At 57.9% G+C, this 20,262-nt stretch carries 17 protein-coding genes; 8 read left to right on the top strand and 9 right to left on the bottom strand.

Annotated features, from left to right (window positions below; genetic code table 11):
* Window positions 1–18: 18 nt before the first annotated feature.
* Genes IM317_RS19315 through IM317_RS19305 form a run of 3 tightly spaced genes read right to left on the bottom strand, consistent with a single transcriptional unit; the run spans window position 19 to window position 1,729 of the window.
* A complete protein-coding gene (locus IM317_RS19315) occupies window positions 19–216 on the bottom strand; it encodes a YpfN family protein (RefSeq protein WP_014171111.1) in 198 nt (65 codons plus the stop codon).
* 24 nt (window positions 217–240) lie between these two features.
* A complete protein-coding gene (gene dapE, locus IM317_RS19310) occupies window positions 241–1,368 on the bottom strand; it encodes a succinyl-diaminopimelate desuccinylase (protein WP_033146165.1) in 1,128 nt (375 codons plus the stop codon).
* Window positions 1,369–1,378: 10 nt separating this feature from the next.
* The gene (locus tag IM317_RS19305) at window positions 1,379–1,729 is read right to left on the bottom strand and encodes an ArsC family reductase (protein ID WP_033146164.1); all 351 of its coding nucleotides are present in this window, start codon (window positions 1,727–1,729) and stop codon (window positions 1,379–1,381) included.
* Between the two features lie 387 nt (window positions 1,730–2,116).
* Between IM317_RS19305 and ypfM the strand changes: the two genes are divergently transcribed.
* Window positions 2,117–2,176, top strand: coding sequence for a protein YpfM (ypfM, locus tag IM317_RS19300; protein WP_015572204.1), 60 nt, complete (start codon window positions 2,117–2,119; stop codon window positions 2,174–2,176).
* A 109-nt stretch (window positions 2,177–2,285) separates the two neighbouring features.
* Here the strand turns inward: ypfM and acrD are convergent, their stop codons facing one another.
* Both acrD and narQ read right to left on the bottom strand, forming a co-directional pair.
* Window positions 2,286–5,399, bottom strand: a complete 3,114-nt coding sequence (acrD, locus tag IM317_RS19295) for a multidrug efflux RND transporter permease AcrD (RefSeq protein WP_033146163.1) — start codon at window positions 5,397–5,399, stop codon at window positions 2,286–2,288.
* Window positions 5,400–5,541: 142 nt separating this feature from the next.
* Window positions 5,542–7,236, bottom strand: a complete 1,695-nt coding sequence (narQ, locus tag IM317_RS19290) for a nitrate/nitrite two-component system sensor histidine kinase NarQ (protein ID WP_033146162.1) — start codon at window positions 7,234–7,236, stop codon at window positions 5,542–5,544.
* A 152-nt stretch (window positions 7,237–7,388) separates the two neighbouring features.
* Here narQ and aegA point away from each other — a divergent pair, with 152 nt between their 5' ends.
* From aegA to IM317_RS19275, 3 genes are all read left to right on the top strand, one after another.
* Complete coding sequence (aegA, locus tag IM317_RS19285; protein WP_033146161.1) at window positions 7,389–9,365, top strand: formate-dependent uric acid utilization protein AegA; 1,977 nt, start codon at window positions 7,389–7,391, stop codon at window positions 9,363–9,365.
* A 66-nt stretch (window positions 9,366–9,431) separates the two neighbouring features.
* On the top strand, window positions 9,432–10,025 hold the full coding sequence (gene nudK, locus IM317_RS19280) for a GDP-mannose pyrophosphatase NudK (protein ID WP_033146160.1): 594 nt from the start codon (window positions 9,432–9,434) through the stop codon (window positions 10,023–10,025).
* A 101-nt stretch (window positions 10,026–10,126) separates the two neighbouring features.
* Window positions 10,127–11,170: a DUF1176 domain-containing protein gene (locus IM317_RS19275; protein ID WP_033146159.1), complete on the top strand. Its 1,044-nt coding sequence runs from the start codon at window positions 10,127–10,129 to the stop codon at window positions 11,168–11,170.
* Window positions 11,171–11,174: 4 nt separating this feature from the next.
* Here IM317_RS19275 and tkt read toward each other — a convergent pair whose 3' ends face one another.
* Both tkt and tal read right to left on the bottom strand, forming a co-directional pair.
* Window positions 11,175–13,163 (bottom strand): transketolase, encoded by a 1,989-nt coding sequence (gene tkt, locus IM317_RS19270; protein ID WP_033146158.1) that lies wholly within the window; start codon window positions 13,161–13,163, stop codon window positions 11,175–11,177.
* A gap of 19 nt (window positions 13,164–13,182) precedes the next feature.
* Window positions 13,183–14,133: a transaldolase gene (tal, locus tag IM317_RS19265; RefSeq protein ID WP_033146157.1), complete on the bottom strand. Its 951-nt coding sequence runs from the start codon at window positions 14,131–14,133 to the stop codon at window positions 13,183–13,185.
* Window positions 14,134–14,422: 289 nt separating this feature from the next.
* Here tal and maeB point away from each other — a divergent pair, with 289 nt between their 5' ends.
* Entirely contained in the window at window positions 14,423–16,702 is a 2,280-nt protein-coding gene (maeB, locus tag IM317_RS19260) for an NADP-dependent oxaloacetate-decarboxylating malate dehydrogenase (RefSeq protein WP_023308741.1), read from the top strand.
* Window positions 16,703–16,737: 35 nt separating this feature from the next.
* Here maeB and hemF read toward each other — a convergent pair whose 3' ends face one another.
* Both hemF and amiA read right to left on the bottom strand, forming a co-directional pair.
* The gene (hemF, locus tag IM317_RS19255) at window positions 16,738–17,637 is read right to left on the bottom strand and encodes an oxygen-dependent coproporphyrinogen oxidase (protein ID WP_029739984.1); all 900 of its coding nucleotides are present in this window, start codon (window positions 17,635–17,637) and stop codon (window positions 16,738–16,740) included.
* The gene (gene amiA, locus IM317_RS19250; protein ID WP_023308739.1) at window positions 17,637–18,512 is read right to left on the bottom strand and encodes an N-acetylmuramoyl-L-alanine amidase AmiA; all 876 of its coding nucleotides are present in this window, start codon (window positions 18,510–18,512) and stop codon (window positions 17,637–17,639) included. The genes hemF and amiA overlap by 1 nt, the downstream gene beginning before the upstream one ends.
* Before the next feature lie 212 nt (window positions 18,513–18,724).
* Between amiA and IM317_RS19245 the strand changes: the two genes are divergently transcribed.
* The 3 genes from IM317_RS19245 to IM317_RS19235 all read left to right on the top strand — a co-directional run bounded on the left by IM317_RS19245 (window position 18,725) and on the right by IM317_RS19235 (window position 20,225).
* A complete protein-coding gene (locus tag IM317_RS19245) occupies window positions 18,725–19,150 on the top strand; it encodes a GNAT family acetyltransferase (RefSeq protein WP_023308738.1) in 426 nt (141 codons plus the stop codon).
* Window positions 19,137–19,586 carry a DUF2919 domain-containing protein gene (locus IM317_RS19240; RefSeq protein WP_033146156.1) on the top strand — a complete coding sequence of 150 codons (450 nt, stop codon included), beginning with the start codon at window positions 19,137–19,139 and terminating at the stop codon, window positions 19,584–19,586. Before IM317_RS19245 ends, IM317_RS19240 begins: the two co-directional genes overlap by 14 nt.
* 63 nt (window positions 19,587–19,649) lie before the next feature.
* The gene (locus tag IM317_RS19235; RefSeq protein WP_033146155.1) at window positions 19,650–20,225 is read left to right on the top strand and encodes an RpoE-regulated lipoprotein; all 576 of its coding nucleotides are present in this window, start codon (window positions 19,650–19,652) and stop codon (window positions 20,223–20,225) included.
* The last annotated feature ends 37 nt before the right edge of the window (window positions 20,226–20,262 follow it).

The following is a 20,262-nucleotide window of genomic DNA, read 5'->3' as shown; positions in this document are numbered from 1 at the left end:
GGGCTGGGGGTGAGGGGATTACTTCTTCTGGTCCTTCTTCGGCCAGTCGTCGTCATCGTCCCACTTGTCGTTAAAATCACGGTGCGGGGGAAGATCCGGTTTATTGGCGAGAAATTTTTTATGGTCAACGCGCTTAAGATCTTTAATCACGTTCAGCAGTACGCCAACCAGAAAAACTAACACCAGAATCCACCAGTACTTTGAAAGCCAATCCATTCGCTATTCCTCTCAGAGCGTTCGTCAGGCGACGAGTTGCTCCATAATACGTTGATACATACGGGCCAGCAGTTGCAAATCTGCCGCATTGACACACTCATTGATTTTATGAATGGTTGCGTTCACTGGACCCAGTTCGACAACCTGGGCACCCATACGGGCGATAAAGCGTCCGTCTGAGGTGCCACCCGTTGTCAGCAGCTGTGGCTTAATTTCATTATAGTGCTCGATGGCGTTCACCACCGCATCCACCAGCTTACCGCGATGCGTCAGGAACGGCTGGCCGGAAAGCCACCACTCCACGGTGTAGCGCAGGTGATATTTTTCCAGCAGCGCGATAACGCGCGCCTTGATCATCTCATCGGTCAGTTCGGTGCTGAAGCGGAAGTTAAACTGGACGAAGTAATCACCCGGGATCACGTTGTTGCTGCCGGTCCCGGCCTTGACGTTCGCGATCTGCATGCTGGTTGGCGGGAAGAATTCGTTGCCTTTATCCCACTCGATGCCCACCAGTTCGCTCAGCATTGGCGCAGCGCGATGGACCGGGTTATCGGCCAGATGCGGGTAAGCAACGTGCCCCTGAACGCCGTGAATGGTCAGGTTACAGGTCAGCGAGCCGCGGCGCCCGTTTTTGACGACATCACCCACCACTTCGGTACTGGACGGCTCACCGACCAGGCAGTAGTCGAGACGCTCGTTACGCGCCATCAGCGCTTCAACGACCTTCACGGTACCGTTATGGGCGCTGGCTTCTTCGTCGGAGGTGATTAAAAACGCCAGACGGTTTTTGTGGTTTGGATGCTGAGCCACAAAGCGCTCTGCCGCCACGACCATCGCCGCCAGCGAGCCTTTCATGTCTGCCGCGCCACGACCAAACAGCATGCCGTCGCGGATGGTCGGCTCAAACGGCGGGTTAATCCAGCGATCCGCGTCACCGGCGGGAACGACGTCAGTATGCCCGGCAAAGGCCAGCGTTTCGCCCTGTCCGCGCCACGCCCAGAAGTTCTGAGTATCGCCAAAATCCATGCGTTCAACGGTAAAACCGATGGCACGCAGGCGCTCAATCATAAGTGCCTGACAACCTGCGTCGTCCGGGCTAAGGGAAGGACGGCGAATAAGCTGCTGAGTCAGCTCAATGACCGGGCATGACATAAACTACACCTCAACGAAAAAAGTCGGAATAAAGGGTTTCACTGAAACCCAGCAGCATAGGCTGCCCTGGCGCGCAGAGCAATGGGCGTTTGATAATTGCCGGCATGTCGAGCATCAGTTTTGCCGCGCTGTCGGCGTTGTTAATGCTGGCACGCAGAGATTCATCCAGCTTACGCCAGGTGGTGCCGCGCGTGTTCAGCAGGGCTTCCCACCCCAGTTCGCCGATCGCGCTATGCAGAAATTCTGCATCAAGCCCGTCGGCTCGGTAATCGTGGAAACGGTACTCCACGCCGTTTGCTTCCAGCCAGCGGCGGGCTTTTTTGATGGTGTCGCAATTTTTAATGCCGTACATCACAACCATGGTGAATCCTTTTGACCTAATGATGATTAAATGTTCAGTAAATTCGAAGATATATCCTTAAGTAGAATATAACACATTCAGGAATCGTCTGGATTTACGCTTCTTCTTAATTCAACTCACATCTGTACGCTGAATATTCTTTCACCCTTTAAGCATAGATGTCCATAAAGTTTAAATTTCGAATAAACTCAGCGGGTAAAATAAAACTCACCCGTTCGGAGGGTTATTTCAAAATATTGCTAGCCGTCACAAAAAATTGAGGCCTCTCCGTTCATATTTATCATAAATCCCCGCAGGACGTGGGGTACAATCACAGCAATTGGTTAAATAGTCTTCACAATGATGGTCCGTTTTTGTAGAATGCGCATAATAATAAGAGAGGTTGTTATGATTGAACGTGAACTGGGGAACTGGAAAGATTTTATCGAAGGCATGCTTCGTAAATGACATTCAGTAAGAATTGCAAGAGCACTAAAATAAGTAAAATAACCATAGTGTGAATTAATCACACAATAAAAAGGCGGCCGATAAAGCCGCCTTTTTTTATTTCAATCACTTACTCAGCCCGTTCCTTTAGCGGGAAGCGACGACGCACCAGCACAAAGAACAACGGCACGAAGTAAATGGCCAGGATGGTTGCCGAAATCATGCCGCCCATCACCCCCGTCCCGACGGCATGCTGGCTGCTGGAGCCTGCACCCGTACTGGTTGCCATCGGCAGTACGCCAAAGACAAACGCCAGCGACGTCATCAGGATCGGGCGTAAGCGCTGACGGCAGGCGTGCAGCGTGGCGGCCATCAGCTCGTGGCCTTTGGCATTCATCTCGTTGGCAAATTCAACGATCAGAATGGCGTTTTTCGCCGATAGCCCAATCACGGTGAGCAGACCCACCTGGAAGTAAACATCGTTCTCGAGGCCGCGCATCCAGGTCGCCAGCAGCGCACCGATGACGCCAAGCGGCACGACCAGCATGACCGAGAACGGTACCGACCAGCTTTCATACAGTGCGGCTAGGCAGAGGAAGACCACCAGCAGAGAGAGCGCGTAAAGTGCGGGAGCCTGTGCCCCGGAGAGACGCTCCTGGTAGGACATGGCCGTCCACTCCAGACCAAAACCGGCGGGCAGCTGCTGGACCAGTTTTTCCATGGTATCCATAGCGGTACCGGTACTGACGCCCGGCGCAGCTTCCCCGACGATTTCAACCGCAGAGTAGCCGTTATAGCGCTCCAGACGCGGCGAACCGCTCTCCCAGTGCGAGGTGGCAAACGCGGAGAACGGCACCATGCCGCCAGCGTTATTCCTGACAAACCAGCGGTTTATATCATCCGGCAGCATGCGGAACGGCGCGGCGGACTGGACATACACTTTTTTCACGCGGCCGCGATCCATAAAGTCATTCACATAGCTCGAGCCCCACGCCGTCTGCAGGGTATCGTTGATATCGTTGATCGACACGCCAAGCGCCTGCGCCTTACGCTGATCGATATCCACCTGGAGCTGCGGGCTGTCGTCAAGACCGTTATGGCGAACGCGGGTCAGGCCAGGATCGTTGCCCGCCAGCGCTAACAGCTTATCGCGTGCCGCCATCAGCGCCGTGTGGCCCGCGCCGGCGTGATCCTGCAGCTCCATATCAAACCCGGCGGAACTGCCCAGACCGCTTATCGCCGGCGGGCTGCTGGCGAAGACGCGCGCCTCTTTAATATGCGCAAAGGCTTTGGTCGCACGTTCAATAATGGCAAATGACGTTCCCGTTCGGGTATCGCGCTCGTCCCAGTCCTTCAGGCGGACGAACATGCGGGCGACGTTCTGCCCGTTTCCGCCCGGGCCAGAGCCCACGGTGGAGAAGACCGACACAACGTTATCTTTCTCTTTGGTGAAGAAGTACTGCTCCACTTTCTGGACCACTTTCAGCGTCTGCTGCTGCGTTGCGCCGCTCGGGAGCTGCACCGAGGTGGTGAACATGCCCCGGTCTTCCATAGGCAGGAACGAGGTGGGGAGATGCATAAACAGCCAGACCATGCCGCCCAGCAGCACAACGTAAATCATCATCCAGCGCAGGCTGCGATGGAGCACGCCACCGACGGCAGATTCATACCGCGCGGCATTGCGGTTGAACATCCGGTTAAACCAGCCGAAGAACCCTTTTTGCCCGTGCTGCTCCCCTTTGTGCAGCGGTTTCAGAATAGTGGCGCACAGCGCAGGGGTAAGGATCAGCGCCACCAGCACGGAGAGAACCATCGCCGAGACGATGGTTATTGAGAACTGACGGTAAATCGCCCCGGTTGTGCCGCCAAAGAAGGCCATCGGGATAAAGACGGCCGACAGCACCATCGCAATACCGACCAGCGCCCCCTGAATTTGCCCCATGGATTTTCGCGTCGCCTGGCGCGGGGAGAGTCCTTCTTCGCTCATGATGCGCTCGACGTTTTCAACCACCACGATGGCATCATCCACCAGAAGGCCAATCGCCAGCACCATCGCAAACATCGTCAGGGTATTAATGCTGTACCCGAAGGCGTAAAGCACCGCAAAGGTCCCCAGCAGCACCACGGGAACGGCAATGGTAGGGATCAGCGTCGCGCGGAAGTTTTGCAGGAACAGGTACATCACCAGGAACACCAGCGCGATGGCTTCCAGCAGGGTCTTCACCACGTCCTCGATCGACGCTTTAACGAAGGAGGTGGTTTCATAGGCGACTTTATACTCCAGCCCGTGCGGGAAATACTGTGAAAGCTCGTCCAGACGGTCTAACACCAGTTTTGCCGTGGCCATTTCGTTTGCGCCGGAGGCAAGCTTTATCCCCAGACCGGAGGCCTGGTTGCCGTTAAAGCGGCTCAGGTAGTCATATTTTTCCGCCCCCATTTCCACCGTGGCGACATCGCCCAGACGCACTTCCGACCCATCCTGATTCACGCGCAGGGTGATGTTGCGGAACTGGTCCGGCGTCTGCAGCAGGGATTGAGAATTGATGGTGGCGTTCAGGGCCTGCTTATCGACGGACGGTGTTCCCCCCAGCTGCCCCACCGCAATCTGGGCGTTCTGGGCCTTGATGGCATTCGTCACGTCGGTTGCCGTCATCTGGACGCTGTTCAGCTTGTTGGGGTCGAGCCAGATGCGCATAGAGTACTGTGAGCCGTAGGCGTCGATATCCCCGACGCCGTTGATACGGCTGATGGGATCCTGAATATTACTGGCGACGTAGTCGGCAATGTCCTGTTTATCCATCGAGCCATCTGTCGAGACAAACGCGATGGTCAAAATGTTGGTATCACCGGTTTTACGCACGGTCACGCCCTGATTCTGCACCGCCTGGGGCAGCTTGCGCATGGCCGACTGCAGCTGGTTTTGCACCTGCTGCACCGCTTCGTCCGGGTCGGTGCCCGCCTTAAAGCTCAGGGTAACCGTCGCCTGGCCCGTGGCGCTACTTTGCGAGGACATGTACATCAGGTTATCCAGACCCGTCATGTTCTGCTCGATAACCTGCGTCACGGTGTTTTCCAGCGTTTGTGCGGAAGCGCCGGGGTAGTTTGCGGTGACGCGCACGTTAGGCGGTGCCAGATCGGGGTATTGCTCAACAGGAAGTGAAGTAATCGCCAGGACACCTGTCAGACACAACAGGATGGCAAGCACCCAGGCAAAAATGGGGCGATCGATGAAAAAATTCGCCATGAAAGAGTGACCTCGTTTTGCTGCACGTCATTATTGTTTATTGCCCGCATAACTTTAGCGGTAAGGCCCAGGTCAAACGTGGAGAAATAAAGGAGATAATGTAAATTATCATGCGCTTTTCCCTGCGCTTCCCTCTTTACCGTTATTTACCCGTTAACGGCGCGGGCGCCGGGAACGTCACGCTGACCAGCGTGCCGCCGTTTTGCGGCTGCGAGAAGTGCAGCATCCCGCCGAGCCGTTGCGCGCGTTCGCGCATAATGTTCAGGCCGTAGTGTCCCGGCGGCTCGCTGGCTTCGCCAATCCCGATGCCGTTATCGCGTATGCTGACGCTGTGCGTACCGTCCACGGCGGTCACGCAGCTGACGGTGATCTCGCTGGCCTGCGCGTGCTTAATGGCGTTCAGCACGGCCTCACGCACGATCTGCAGCAAATGCACCTGCTTTTGCGCGTCCAGCGCCAGCGAGGAGAGGCGGCAGTCGAGATGCAGCTTCGCCTGCGTCTGGCTCTGCAGGACGTCGAGGGACTCCTGCAGCGCCGCGGGTAAGTTCGCGTGGTTGAGCGTCAGGCGGAAGGTGGTAAGCAGCTCGCGAAGCTGCTGCCAGGCATTGTTCAGCTCGCGGGAGAAGTCGGTGATGATGGTCTGCGCCGGGGTATTTTCTTCGGGCACGGCGCGTTTGAGTAGCGCAAGCTGAATGCGCAGATACGACAGCACCTGCGCCAGCGAATCGTGCAGCTCGCGTGCAATGGTGGCGCGCTCTTCCATCAGCAGCAGCTGCTGGTAATGTTTTTGCGCCTGGTTAAAGTACAGCCCGCGCCCGAGCATGGTCGCCACGCTTCTCATCAGCGGAAGGGGGACGCTGTCCGTCTCGCTTTGCCAGCGCAGCTCGCCGTAAAGGGTGTCCTGCATCAGTACCGGCAGGTGCTGCAGAGGAATGCCATGTGACTCCGTCCCTTCAGACAGCCGCCAGTCGTCGCTGGTGCGCAGTTCGAGATAATTCATCTGCGTATAGTCATGGACAATCTGCAGGATATGCCGAAAGCAGTGGCTGTCTATCTGGCCGGTATTCAGCGCCTGCGAGCATTTGAACAGCATGTCGAGCTGCTGGTGGGCTTCATGCAAATGCCGAGTCTTTTCCGCGACCGAGGCTTCGAGAGAACGGTAGAGCGTAGCCAGCTCGGCGGACATGTGGTTGAAGGCGCGGGAGAGTTGGCCCAGCTCGTTCGGCAGGGCGGTATCGGGCGCCGGGGTTGTAAATTCGCCACGCTCAACCCGTTCGCTGGCCGCCACCAGATTGTTAAGCGGAAACACCACCTGGCGACGGATGCCTCGCAGGGTAAATAGCGTCAGCAGCAGGATCCCGAGAGCGCCCGCCAGCGAGAGCAGGGTCACCGTCTGAATTTTATGTTCGGTGTAGTGCTGGAGGGCGAGCACAAAGGCATCAATGCGGCCGACAAAATCCTCAATGTGGGTTTGATACCACGCGCTGTCGCCGCGGGCGATGCGCGCATCCATCTCCAGCCAGGCCACGTGCAGCTGCTGGTAGCGCGCTTTAACATTGTCCGGGACGTACCAGCGGTTCAGCTTCTGCAGGGCAGGCGCGCTCAGCGTCCGTTGCCAGCTGTCGCGATGCGCGGCAAGGGCAGGGCTGTTGCGCTGCATCTCGTAGCCCAGACGATAGCTCTGCATGCGCAGCGAACCCGCGATATTAATGGCTTCGGCGTCACGCTGGCTGCTGGCTAGCGTCAGCAGCGCGACGGTGCTGGTCAGCACGGATAAGGCAATTATCGAAAAGAAAGCCCAGGCAAGGCTTCCGGAAACGGGTCGTTTAACGGTCACAGAACGGCTCTCTGAATAAAATTGATCTGCTACAGGTTCACTGTAAATAATTCGGCATTCCGGGCATTTGAACATTGCCCGATCGCGCCGTGATGCGTAAATACCATATTCATACAAAGAATAAGGTTATTGAACCAAAAACAGGTGTGGTTATGAATCGTTTTATTATGGCTAACAGCCAGCAGTGCATCGGGTGTCGCGCCTGCGAAGTGGCCTGCGTGATGGCGCACAACGATGAGCAGCACGTCCTGAGCGAGCGCCATTTTCATCCCCGCATTACGGTCCTGAGGTCCGGCGAGAAGAGTAGCCCCGTCACCTGTCATCACTGTGAAAACGCGCCCTGCGCGCAAAGCTGTCCGAACGGCGCCATCAGCAAATGCGATGACAGCGTACAGGTGAATCAACAAAAATGCATCGGCTGTAAGGCCTGCGTGGTGGCCTGCCCGTTTGGCACGATGGAGATTATCGTCACCCCGCTCGACAACGGCGGCGTGAAGGCCTCGGCGAATAAATGCGATCTCTGTCTGACGCGGCTACACGGCCCGGCCTGTATCGAAAATTGCCCGGCAGATGTCCTCTCACTGGCGACGCCTGCTGTCCTTGATACTCTGGCGAAATCGCGCCGCCAGCGCACGGCCTGCCTGGAAGCGCAGCCCTGGCATGCGGAAGCCGTCAGAGAGGACGCTTCGCGCACCAAACTGCATCAGATGCAAACAACCCCGCCACGCGGCGAGCCCGACAAGCTGGCTGCCGCAGAACGCGTGGGCCATTTTAACGAAATTTACCTGCCGTTCCGGGACGAGCAGGCCGCCCGTGAGGCGTCGCGCTGCCTGAAATGCGGAGAGCACAGCATTTGCGAATGGACCTGCCCGCTGCATAACCACATCCCGCAGTGGATCGAGCGCCTCAACGCGGGGGATATCGCCGGCGCGGTCGAGCTTTCACATCAGACCAACTGTTTACCTGAAATTACCGGCCGCGTCTGTCCGCAGGACCGATTATGCGAGGGTGCCTGCACAATACGTGAAGAGGCGGGATCCGTGACCATCGGTAACATCGAGCGCTATATCTCCGATCGGGCGCTGGCGATGGGCTGGCGGCCGGATATGTCCGCCGTCACGCCGACAGGTAAACGTGTCGCGATCGTCGGCGCGGGGCCCGCCGGGCTGGCGTGCGCCGACGTGCTGGCGCGCAGCGGCGCGAGTGTGACGGTCTATGACCGGCATCCGGAAATTGGCGGATTGCTGACCTTTGGCATCCCGGCATTCAAGCTGGACAAATCGCTGCTCGCGCGGCGCAGAGAGATATTTACCGCGATGGGGATCCGCTTCGAGCTGAACTGCGAGGTGGGCCAGGACGTGTCGATGTCGCAGTTAAAGAACGAGTACGACGCCCTGTTTATTGGCGTGGGAACCTACCGCTCGATGAAGGCGGGTATCCCGCATGAAGACGCGCCTGGGGTCTATGACGCGCTGCCTTTCCTTGTAGGTAACACGCGCCATGTTATGGGGCTGGAGTCGACGGCCAGCGAACCGTTTATCGATACCCAGGGCTTAAACGTGGTGGTGCTTGGCGGGGGCGATACCGCGATGGACTGCGTCCGCACCGCGTTACGCCACGGCGCGGCAAAGGTGACCTGCGCCTATCGTCGGGATGAGGCCAATATGCCTGGCTCGAAGAAAGAGGTGAAGAACGCCCGAGAAGAGGGCGCGGCGTTTGAATTTAACGTCCAGCCGGTTGAGCTGACGCTGGATCCGAACGGTAAGATCAACGGTATCCGGATGCTGCGTACCGAGCTCGGTGAACCGGACGCGCAGGGACGGCGTCGACCGGTTCCCGTGGCGGGCAGCGAGTTCGTGATGGCCGCTGATGCGGTCATCATGGCGTTTGGTTTTAACCCGCACGCGATGCCGTGGCTGCAGGCGCAGGGTGTCGAAACGGATGACCGGGGGCGGATCGTTGCCTCCGTCGAGAGCCGCTACCGTTACCAGACGACTAACCCACAGATCTTCGCCGGGGGCGATGCGGTTCGCGGCGCGGATCTGGTGGTGACCGCAATGGCGGAAGGACGTCATGCGGCGCAGGGGATACTCGACTGGCTTGGAGTTAACGCGCCAAAACATCATTAAACCGGCGGGCGACAAAGCGGGATTCACGGCGTAGTATAGGACGACTCATTGTGTTGTGGAGCCCGTATGACCCTGAAAATTGACGTTATCAAAGACAAAATTCTCTCTGAAAACTACTTTGTCCTGCGTAACATCACCTATGATCTTACGCGTAACAACGGTGAGGTGATCCGCCACAAACGCGAGGTCTACGACCGCGGCAACGGGGCAACTATTCTGCTCTATAACCGTGAAAAGCAGAGCGTGGTGCTGATCCGTCAGTTCAGGGTGGCGACATGGGTTAATGGCAACCCTGACGGACGTCTGATTGAAACCTGCGCGGGCCTGCTCGATGATGATGAGCCGGAAGTTTGTATCCGCAAAGAGGCCGTGGAAGAGACCGGCTTCGAAGTGGGCGAGGTCAAAAAGGTCTTCGAGCTGTTTATGTCGCCGGGCGGCGTAACGGAAATTGTGCATTTCTTCATTGCGGAATACAGCGACGCGCAGCGCACTCACCGGGGCGGTGGCGTGGAGGATGAAGATATCGAAGTGCTGGAGCTTCCTTTTGCCCGGGCGGTGGAGATGGTGCGTTCAGGCGAAATCAGGGATGGTAAAGCGGTGATATTACTGCAGTATTTACAGACAACCGGGCTGATGAACACCACTTTCGAACGGATATAGCCTGTTTTTCGGGTATATCTGATAAATCCGATTGAGCAACCCCGGCGGGAACACGAAGATACTGCCCAGTTAAGCGTTTTCGTTCCGGGATTGTGTCATTCATGCGCTACAGCGTCTTTTTGTTTTACCTGTTTTGTGTGCTCCTCGCGCCGCAGGTGCGGGCTGCACCTGCCCAGCAAGCCTTCTCCGACTGGCAGGTAACCTGCAATAACCAGAATTTTTGCCTCGCACGCAATACCGGTGAACACCGTGGTCTGGTCATGACGCTCACCCGTAGCGCCGGCGCGAAAACGGACGCCACGCTGCGTATCGATCTCGGCGGCCTTGATACGCCCTCGGTAAAAGAGCCAGAGATTGCCCCCCGGCTGCTGCTGGATAACGTTCCCCTGAAGCTGGACAAACAGCGCTGGCAGCTCACGCCCTGGCATCTTAAAACGGACGATGCGGCTACCATCACCGCCTTTCTGAAAAACATCCAGGAAGGGAAGGCCCTGACCCTGCGCGACGGCAAGCAGGTTATTTCGCTGAGCGGTCTGAAAGCCGCGCTGCTGTTCATTGATGCGCAGCAAAAGCGCGTCGGCAGCGAAACCGCGTGGATCAAGAAAGGTGACGATCCGCCGTTAAGCGTTCCGCCTGCTCCTGCCCTTAAAAAGGTGGCGGTCGTCAACCCGACCCCGACGCCGCTCTCCCACGCCGAACTGAACGCCCTGCTGGACTATGGTACCGGGCGGATGAACGCAAGCCAGTGCTCGCTGGATCCTAACCGTCGGGAAGTGCGCGTCACCGCGTTAACCGATGACAAAGCGCTGCTGATCGTCAGCTGCGAGGCGGGGGCCTATAACACGGTCGATCTGGCGTGGCTGGTATCACGTAAAAAACCGTTCACCGCGCGCAGCGTCAGGCTGCGTCTGCCGTTTACGCCGTCAGGCGACGGGAGCGAAATGGAGTTGATGAACGCCAGCTTTGATGAAAAGACGCGCGAGCTGACAACGCTCGCGCTGGGGCGCGGTTTGGGTGATTGCGGGATCCAGACGCGCTGGCGTTTTGACGGCCAGCGTTTCCGTCTGGTGCGCTACGCTGAGGAGCCCAGCTGCGACAACTGGAACGGGCCAGATGCCTGGCCCACGCTGTGGATCACGCGGTAAAACACTACAGTACGCTCAGCGCCTTCTCCACCACGTTCTCAACGGTAAAGCCGAAGTACGGGAACAGCTTATCGGCAGGGGCGGACTCGCCGTAGCCCCGCATGCCGACAATCGCCCCTTTGAGCCCGACATATTTGTACCAGTAGTCGGCAATACCGGCTTCCACCGCTACGCGAGCCGCGACGCTGGACGGCAGGACCGATTCCCGGTACGCCTCGTCCTGGGCGTCGAAAATGTCCGTTGAGGGCAGGGACACCACGCGCACCGCGTGACCTTCGGCAGTCAGTTTCTCCGCCGCTTTCACCGTGATTTCCACCTCGGACCCGGTCGCAATCAGGATCACGTCCGGCTTGCCGCCGCTGTCCTTCAGGATGTAGCCGCCGCGGGCGATGTTTTTGACCTGCTCCGGGGTTCGCTCAATCTGCGCCAGGTTCTGGCGTGACAGAATCAGTGCCGTTGGGCCGTTGTGGCGTTCTACCGCCAGCTTCCAGCCCACCGCCGCTTCGACCTGATCGCACGGACGCCAGGTGCTGAAGTTGGGCGTCAGGCGCAGGCTCGCCAGCTGTTCAACCGCCTGGTGCGTAGGCCCGTCTTCCCCCAGCCCGATGGAGTCGTGGGTGTAGACCATAATCTGCCGCGCCTTCATTAAGGCCGCCATGCGCGCCGCGTTACGGGCGTACTCGACGAACATCAGGAAGGTGGCGGTGTACGGCACAAACCCGCCGTGATGGGCGATGCCGTTGGCAATGGCGGTCATCCCGAACTCGCGCACGCCGTAGTGGATGTAGTTCCCGGCGATGTCCTCTTTCAGCGATTTTGAGCCCGACCAGATAGTCAGGTTGCTGGGCGCCAGATCCGCCGAGCCGCCGAGCAGTTCGGGCAGAAGAGGGCCGATTGCGTTCAGGGTATTTTGCGACGCCTTGCGGGTGGCGATTTTCGCCGGGTTGGACTGCAGGTTTTCAATCAGCGCCTGGGTTTTATCGTCCCAGTCCTCCGGCAGGCCGCCGCTCATGCGGCGGGAAAACTCGGCGGCGAGATCCGGGTGCGCTTTTTTGTAGGCGGCAAACTTCTCGTTCCAGGCCTGCTGGGCCTTTTCACCCGCCTCACGGGCATCCCAGGCTCTGTAGATCTCTTTCGGGATCTCAAACGGTGGATGTTTCCACCCCAGCTTCTGCCGGGTCAGCGCGACTTCCTCCTCGCCCAGCGCCGCGCCGTGCGCCTCCTCTTTGCCCGCCTTGTTCGGCGAGCCGAAGCCGATGACCGTGCGGCAGATAATCAGGGACGGTTTATCCTTCACGCTCTGCGCTTCCTGAATCGCTTTTTTCACCGCTTCAGGGTCGTGGCCGTCGATCTCGTGCACCACGTGCCAGTGGTAGGCTTCAAAGCGTTTTGCCGTATCGTCGGTAAACCAGCCTTCGGTCTCCCCGTCGATGGAGATGCCGTTGTGATCGTAGAAGCCAATCAGTTTGCCGAGCCCCAGCGTGCCCGCCAGGGAGCAGACCTCATGTGAAATCCCCTCCATCAGGCAGCCGTCGCCCATAAACACGTAGGTGTAGTGGTCGACAATCTCGTGGTCCGGCTGGTTAAACTGTGCCGCCAGCGTGCGTTCAGCAATCGCCAGCCCGACCGCATTGGCCAGCCCCTGACCGAGTGGTCCGGTCGTCGTTTCCACCCCCGGGGTATAGCCAATTTCCGGGTGCCCCGGCGTTTTGGAGTGCAGCTGGCGGAAGTTTTTCAGCTCCTCAAGCGGCAGATCGTAGCCGGAAAGGTGCAGCAGGCTGTAGAGCAGCATTGAGGCGTGACCGTTGGAGAGAATAAAGCGGTCGCGATCGTACCAGGTCGGGTCATTGGGGTTGTGCTTCAGAAAGTCGTTCCACAGCACTTCGGCAATATCAGCCATGCCCATCGGCGCGCCGGGGTGGCCGGAATTGGCTTTTTGCACGGCATCCATGCTGAGGGCGCGAATGGCATTGGCTAGCTCTTTACGGGACATAGTTCACTCCGTGGCAAGGTTAAAGTTTGGCGGCGAGAAGATCTTCAAGTTTGCGCTGGTCGACGGCGAACTGGCGGATGCCGTCCGCCAGTTTTTCCACGGCCATGGCGTCCTGATTGTGCTCCCAGCGGAATTCCGCTTCGGTCATGGCTTTCGGTTTTGGCAGAACGGTGGAGGTCGGCACCAGCTTGCGGATCACCGTTTCTTCTTTGTCCTGGAGCTCCTGGAGCAGGTTAGGGGAGATGGTCAGACGGTCGCAGCCTGCCAGGGCGAGGATCTGCTCGGTACGGCGGAAGCTGGCCCCCATCACGATGGTTTCATAGCGGTGCTGTTTGTAGTAGTCGTAGATATTACGGACCGATTTCACGCCCGGATCCTCATCCACCACGTACGGATCCATCGGCTGTTTCGCCTGATACCAGTCGTAGATGCGCCCGACAAACGGCGAGACGAGGAACACGCCCGCTTCAGCGCAGGCGCGCGCCTGGGCAAACGAGAACAGCAGCGTCAGGTTGCAGTGGATGCCCTCTTTTTCCAGCACCTCTGCCGCGCGGATGCCTTCCCAGGTGGAGGCCAGCTTGATCAGAATGCGTGATTTATCGATCCCCTGCTCCTCGTACAGTTCCACCAGGCGACGCGCCTTATTAATGCTCTTTTCTTTATCGAACGAGAGGCGGGCGTCGACTTCGGTCGAGACGCGGCCCGGGATGCTTTTAAGAATTTCCGCACCAAAATTAACCGCCAACTTATCGCTGGCTTCGGCAACCTGCTGCTCCTGCGTTTTCCCGCGCTGTTTACCGTAGGCAATGGCGTCATCAATCAGATGGCTAAAATGGGCAAGCCCTGCAGCTTTGAGCAGTAGCGAAGGGTTAGTGGTCGCGTCCTCCGGCTGATAGTGGCGAATCGACTCGATATCGCCGCTGTCTGCAACCACGGTGGTGAATTTTTTGATGCCGTCTAGCTGGTTCATAAATAATTACTCCTTGGAAATAAAAGAGTTAGATGAGTGCGTTAGTTCACACTTCTGGAAAAATCATGATGGACTTAACAAAAAAGCATAGCAGACGGGGGAGGCATTGCTTTTGAGACGGGTAACATGGCTGTTATAAATTGATAACAATTTTTAATGTGTGATGGTGAGAGTTTGGCTGCCTTCAAAGTTTAGGAGGCGGCCTGAGGCGATACTAGGCGGCACACCAGGGTGTGCATCAGGATCGCTTACGTCACCCTTTTGACCGATACGTGAAAGGAAAAATAAGATGGATGAGCAGTTGAAACAGAGTGCCCTCGATTTTCACGAGTTCCCTGTCCCGGGCAAAATCCAGGTCTCCCCAACCAAGCCGCTGGCAACCCAGCGCGATCTGGCGCTGGCCTATTCGCCGGGCGTCGCAGCCCCGTGTCTGGAAATCGAAAAAGACCCGCTGGCGGCCTACAAATACACCGCGCGCGGCAACCTTGTCGCCGTGATCTCTAACGGCACGGCGGTGCTGGGGCTGGGCAACATCGGCGCGCTGGCCGGTAAGCCGGTGATGGAAGGGAAGGGGGTACTGTTCAAGAAATTCGCCGGTATCGACGTGTTCGATATCGAGGTGGATGAACTCGATCCTGACAAATTCATCAACGTGGTGGCCGCGCTGGAGCCGACCTTCGGCGGGATCAACCTGGAAGACATCAAAGCGCCGGAATGTTTCTATATCGAGCAGAAGCTGCGCGAGCGTATGAACATTCCCGTGTTCCATGATGACCAGCACGGAACCGCGATTATCAGCACCGCCGCAATTCTCAACGGCCTGCGCGTGGTAGAGAAAAATCTCTCCGACGTGCGCATGGTCGTCTCTGGCGCAGGCGCCGCGGCCATCGCCTGTATGAACCTGCTGGTGGCGCTGGGTATGCAGAAACACAACATTGTGGTCTGCGACTCCAAGGGCGTTATCTATAAAGACCGCGAGCCGAACATGGCGGAAACCAAAGCGGCGTACGCGGTCGACGACGACGGTAAGCGCACCCTGGACGACGTGATCGACGGCGCGGATATCTTCCTCGGCTGCTCGGGTCCGAAAGTACTGACCCAGGAGATGGTGAAGAAGATGGCGCGTGCGCCAATGATCCTGGCCCTGGCGAACCCTGAGCCGGAAATCCTGCCGCCGCTGGCGAAAGCGGTGCGCGAAGACGCCATCATCTGTACCGGCCGTTCGGACTACCCGAACCAGGTCAACAACGTGCTCTGCTTCCCGTTCATCTTCCGCGGCGCGCTGGACGTCGGCGCAACGGCGATCAACGAAGAGATGAAGCTTGCCGCCGTTCACGCCATCGCGGAGCTGGCGCACGCCGAGCAGAGCGAAGTGGTTGCGTCCGCCTACGGCGATCAGGATCTGAGCTTTGGTCCGGACTACATCATTCCAAAACCGTTCGACCCGCGTCTGATTGTTAAAATTGCCCCTGCGGTGGCCAAAGCGGCGATGGACTCCGGCGTAGCGACGCGTCCGATTCACGATTTCGACGCTTACGTCGATAAGCTCACCGAGTTTGTCTATAAAACGAACCTGTTCATGAAGCCGATCTTCTCTCAGGCCCGCGCCGACGCGAAGCGCGTGGTGCTGGCGGAAGGGGAAGAGGCGCGCGTGCTGCACGCCACCCAGGAGCTGATCACCTTAGGCCTGGCGAAACCGATCCTGATTGGTCGTCCGAGCGTGATTGAAATGCGTATCCAGAAGCTGGGCCTGCAGATTAAGCCGGGCGTCGACTTCGAGATCGTTAACAACGAATCCGATCCGCGCTTCAAAGAGTACTGGAGCGAATACTACGCGATCATGAAGCGCCGGGGGATCACCCAGGAGCAGGCGCAGAAAGCGGTGATCAGCAACACGACGGTGATCGGCGCGATCATGGTGCATCGCGGCGAGGCGGATGCGCTGATCTGCGGCACCATCGGCGACTACCACGAGCACTTTAGCGTGGTGCAGGAGATCTTCGGCTATCGCGACGGCGTCCATACCGCCGGGGCGATGAACGCGCTGCTGCTGCCGAGCGGCAACACCTTTATTGCGGATACTTACGTTAACGACGATCCGACCCCGGACGAGCTGGCGGAAATCACGGTGATGGCCGCCGAGACCGTGCGTCGCTTTGGTATTGAGCCGAAGGTGGCGCTGCTGTCGCACTCTAACTTTGGTTCGTCTAAATCCGCGGCGGCCTGCAAAATGCGTCAGACGCTGGAGCTGGTGCGCGAGCGTGCGCCGGAGCTGATGATTGACGGGGAGATGCACGGCGATGCCGCGCTGGTGGAGAGCATCCGTAACGAACGTATGCCGGACAGCCCGCTGAAGGGGTCGGCCAACATACTGATTATGCCGAACGTGGAAGCGGCGCGTATCAGCTACAACCTGCTGCGCGTCTCCAGCTCTGAAGGGGTGACCGTAGGGCCTGTACTGATGGGCGTGGCGAAACCGGTGCACGTGTTAACGCCGATTGCCTCTGTGCGTCGTATCGTGAACATGGTGGCGCTGGCGGTGGTTGAGGCGCAGACGCAGCCGCTGTAATTTTTACCCTCTCCCAAAGGGAGAGGGCATAAGGGCTACACCCAGTCCCGAACCTGAATAAACTCACGCAAGGCAGCCTCCGGGCTGCCTTCTTTTGGTTCGTAGCAGTACTCCCAGCGCACCAGCGGCGGCATCGACATCAGAATCGACTCCGTGCGCCCCCCGGTCTGCAGGCCGAACAGCGTCCCGCGGTCCCACACCAGGTTGAACTCCACGTAGCGCCCGCGGCGGTAAAGCTGGAACTCGCGCTCGCGCACGCCGTAGTCGGTATTTTTACGGCGCTCGACGATGGGCAGATAAGCGTCGGTATACCCTTCGCCTACCGCGCGCATAAAGCTGAACGCGGTATCAAAATCTGGCGTGTTGAGATCGTCAAAGAACAGCCCGCCGATGCCGCGCTGCTCATCGCGGTGCTTCAGGTAAAAGTAGTCGTCGCACCACTTTTTAAATTTCGGGTAGACGTCTTCGCCAAACGGCAGGCAAAGATCCCGCGCGGTGGTGTGCCAGTGCACGGCATCTTCTTCGAAGCCGTAGTAGGGCGTTAAATCGAAACCGCCGCCGAACCACCAGACCGGGTCGGCGCCTGGTTTTTCCGCAATGAAAAAGCGTACGTTGGCGTGGCTGGTCGGCACGAACGGGTTGTGCGGGTGCACTACCAGCGAAACGCCCATCGCCTCGAAGCTGCGGCCCGCGAGTTCAGGACGATGCGCCGTCGCAGACGCGGGCATGGCGTCGCCGTGAACGTGGGAAAAATTCACGCCAGCCTGTTCAAAGATGCCGCCGTTTCGCAGCACGCGGCTGCGCCCGCCGCCTCCGGCCTCACGCTGCCAGTTATCTTCCTGAAATTCACCGCCGTCTGCGGCAGCCAGTTTCTGGCAGATTTCATCCTGCAGCTGCAGCAGGAAGGTTTTGACCAGTTGAGCATCGGGTTTCATCAACGTTTCCTGGAGTGCGCTTTTTGGTTATCGAACCAGTTGAAGTAACTGATAATGCCGGAGGCGATGGCGTTGGCGATCTTCTGACGAAACGCCGTGGTGCCGAGGAGCCGCTCTTCTTCCGGGTTGGTAATAAAGGACGTTTCCACCAGCACGGACGGGATGGACGGCGACTTCAGCACCACGAATGCCGCCTGCTCGGTGCCTTTACTGTGCAGACGATGCACTGGCTTAATCTTCTTCAGAATATGCGAGCCGAGCGTCAGGCTGTTTTTAATCGTATCCGTCTGCACGAGGTCGAACAGCACCTGCTGAAGCAGGTGATCTTTGTCGGTGGCTTTTTTCCCGGCGACTTCATCCGCCCGGTTTTCGCGGTCGGAGAGGTATTTTGCCATGGCGCTACTGGCGCCACGGTTAGAGAGTGCAAACACCGAGGCGCCGGCCGCAGAAGGGTTGGTAAAGCCGTCGGCGTGAATCGACATAAACAGATCCGCACCGTGCTGGTGGGCGATCTCAACGCGGTCATACAGTGGAATAAAGGTGTCGCCAGAGCGCGTCAGACGGGCGTCAATGCCGTTGCTGCGTAAAATTGCGCGCACATTTTTTGCAATTGCCAGCACGACGTGTTTTTCTTTTGACCCGTTTTTGCCGATGGCGCCGGTATCAATACCGCCGTGGCCCGGGTCGAGCATTACCAGACGCTTCGCGCCCGGCTTTTTGGTTTTCGGTTTGCTGTGTCCGTTACTGGTTTTGAGCGTGCTCTCGTCTTTTGCCTGAGCCTGCTTTGCGATGCCCGTTAACGTTAAGGCCGCCAGCCCCGCTTTGAGAACCTGACGACGCGATGTGAGTGCTTTTAATGGTTTGAATGTGCTCATGCGGCCTGAATACTAAAAAATGGGGTCCTGGTGTTATATCGTATCGTGTTTCCCGTTACGACAGTCCATGTTGAGAATTGTTTTACTTTTCATTTCAATACGTGACAAAGTGACATTATGCCAAATTTTGGCGAGATTTTCCCCGGTTATTGGCGAAAGGCGAGCTTCGCGCCATAATCACTGTTTTTAAACCCGAAAAGGCGGTTAATACCATGGAGATACGCGTTTTTCGCCAGGAAGATTTCGAAGAGGTGATCACCCTTTGGGAGCGCTGCGATCTGCTGCGTCCGTGGAACGATCCGGAAATGGATATCGAACGTAAGGTGAATCACGACGTCAGTCTGTTTCTGGTCGCGGAAGTCAATGGCGAGGTTGTGGGGACGGTCATGGGCGGTTATGACGGCCACCGCGGCTCGGCCTATTATCTGGGCGTCCACCCCGAATACCGTGGCCGCGGCATTGCCAATGCGCTGCTGAACCGGCTCGAGAAGAAGCTGATCGCCCGCGGCTGCCCGAAAATCCAGATCATGGTGCGGGAAGATAACGACGTGGTGCTGGGCATGTATGAGCGTCTGGGCTACGAGCATTCCGACGTGCTGAGTTTAGGAAAGCGTCTGATCGAAGATGAAGAGTACTGAGATCCATCCGGCAGACTATGACGCGCAGGGCCGCGTCAGGCTGCCCTTTTTATTCTGGTGCGTTCTGCTGCTCCAGGCCCGGACCTGGGTGCTGTTTGTGATGGCCGCCGCGTCTCGCGGGCAGGGCGACACGCTGCTGAATCTCTTTTATCCCGATCACGACGCCTTCTGGCTCGGCTTACTGCCGGGCGTACCGGCGGTGGTCGCTTTTTTGTGCAGCGGACGACGGCATGCGATCCCACGTTTCTGGCGCGCGCTTCGCTGGCTGCTGATCCTCGCCCAGGTTGCGCTGCTCTTCTGGCAGCCGGTACTCTGGTGGTACGGTGAACCGCCGACGGGCACCGGCGTTGCGCTGGTGGTTGCCGATATTGTGGCGCTGCTGTGGCTGCTGACCAACCCGCGTCTTCGCGCCTGTTTTGCCGATCAGGATGATTAATCCGGCACTTTTTGCCGATGTCGCACTCCAACAAGCGTTGATTTAACAAGAAAGGACGTTTCAATGAAATCGCTGCGTTTACTTTTATGCGCTCTCCCGCTGGCGTTGACCGGCTGTTCGACGCTCTCCTCCATTAACTGGTCAGCCGCGTATCCGTGGAACTGGTTTGGCTCATCAACGGAAGTGACCGAGCAGGGCGTGGGGAAAATTACCGCCGCGACGTCGCTGGATCATGACGCTATTCAGGATGCGCTCAGCGGCGATTACCGCCTGCGCAGCGGCATGAAAACGGAGAATGGCAATATTGTTCGCTATTACGAAGCGCTGAAGGGCGACAAGCTGGCGCTGGTGATTAACGGTGACAAAGGCACCGTAAACCGTATCGCTGTGATGGATGAGGATATTCCGACGGCGAGCGGTGTGAAGGTGGGGACGGCGTTCAGCGACCTTTATAAGCAGGCCTTTGGCAACTGCACCAGCCTGCCGTCTGACGACAAGGTCGCGGTGGAATGTAAGGCTGAGGGCAGCCAGCACATCAGCTATGTCTTCACCGGAACCTGGAGCGGCCCGGAAGGTCTGATGCCGTCTGACGACACGCTCAGGAGCTGGAAAGTGAGCAAAATACTCTGGAAGCAGTAATTTGCGCCTGAACAAACCGCCTCGCTGAAATCCGGGT

This window comes from Enterobacter cloacae complex sp. S3 (assembly GCF_014930495.1).
In the GTDB taxonomy this organism is placed as follows: Bacteria; Pseudomonadota; Gammaproteobacteria; order Enterobacterales; family Enterobacteriaceae; genus Enterobacter; species Enterobacter asburiae_B.
The sequence above is the reverse complement of the archived record's forward strand: the minus strand, read 5'-3'. Positions and strand labels throughout refer to the sequence as shown.

Excerpts from the sequence above, each read along its gene's own strand:
- maeB (WP_023308741.1), top strand. The coding sequence starts at position 14,423 with ATGGATGAGCAGTTGAAACAGAGTGCCCTCGATTTTCACGAGTTCCCT.
- amiA (WP_023308739.1), bottom strand. The coding sequence starts at position 18,512 with ATGAGCACATTCAAACCATTAAAAGCACTCACATCGCGTCGTCAGGTT.
- dapE (WP_033146165.1), bottom strand. The coding sequence starts at position 1,368 with ATGTCATGCCCGGTCATTGAGCTGACTCAGCAGCTTATTCGCCGTCCT.
- acrD (WP_033146163.1), bottom strand. The coding sequence starts at position 5,399 with ATGGCGAATTTTTTCATCGATCGCCCCATTTTTGCCTGGGTGCTTGCC.
- nudK (WP_033146160.1), top strand. The coding sequence starts at position 9,432 with ATGACCCTGAAAATTGACGTTATCAAAGACAAAATTCTCTCTGAAAAC.
- IM317_RS19305 (WP_033146164.1), bottom strand. The coding sequence starts at position 1,729 with ATGGTTGTGATGTACGGCATTAAAAATTGCGACACCATCAAAAAAGCC.
- IM317_RS19275 (WP_033146159.1), top strand. The coding sequence starts at position 10,127 with ATGCGCTACAGCGTCTTTTTGTTTTACCTGTTTTGTGTGCTCCTCGCG.
- IM317_RS19235 (WP_033146155.1), top strand. The coding sequence starts at position 19,650 with ATGAAATCGCTGCGTTTACTTTTATGCGCTCTCCCGCTGGCGTTGACC.
- hemF (WP_029739984.1), bottom strand. The coding sequence starts at position 17,637 with ATGAAACCCGATGCTCAACTGGTCAAAACCTTCCTGCTGCAGCTGCAG.
- tal (WP_033146157.1), bottom strand. The coding sequence starts at position 14,133 with ATGAACCAGCTAGACGGCATCAAAAAATTCACCACCGTGGTTGCAGAC.
- IM317_RS19315 (WP_014171111.1), bottom strand. The coding sequence starts at position 216 with ATGGATTGGCTTTCAAAGTACTGGTGGATTCTGGTGTTAGTTTTTCTG.
- aegA (WP_033146161.1), top strand. The coding sequence starts at position 7,389 with ATGAATCGTTTTATTATGGCTAACAGCCAGCAGTGCATCGGGTGTCGC.
- tkt (WP_033146158.1), bottom strand. The coding sequence starts at position 13,163 with ATGTCCCGTAAAGAGCTAGCCAATGCCATTCGCGCCCTCAGCATGGAT.
- IM317_RS19240 (WP_033146156.1), top strand. The coding sequence starts at position 19,137 with ATGAAGAGTACTGAGATCCATCCGGCAGACTATGACGCGCAGGGCCGC.
- IM317_RS19245 (WP_023308738.1), top strand. The coding sequence starts at position 18,725 with ATGGAGATACGCGTTTTTCGCCAGGAAGATTTCGAAGAGGTGATCACC.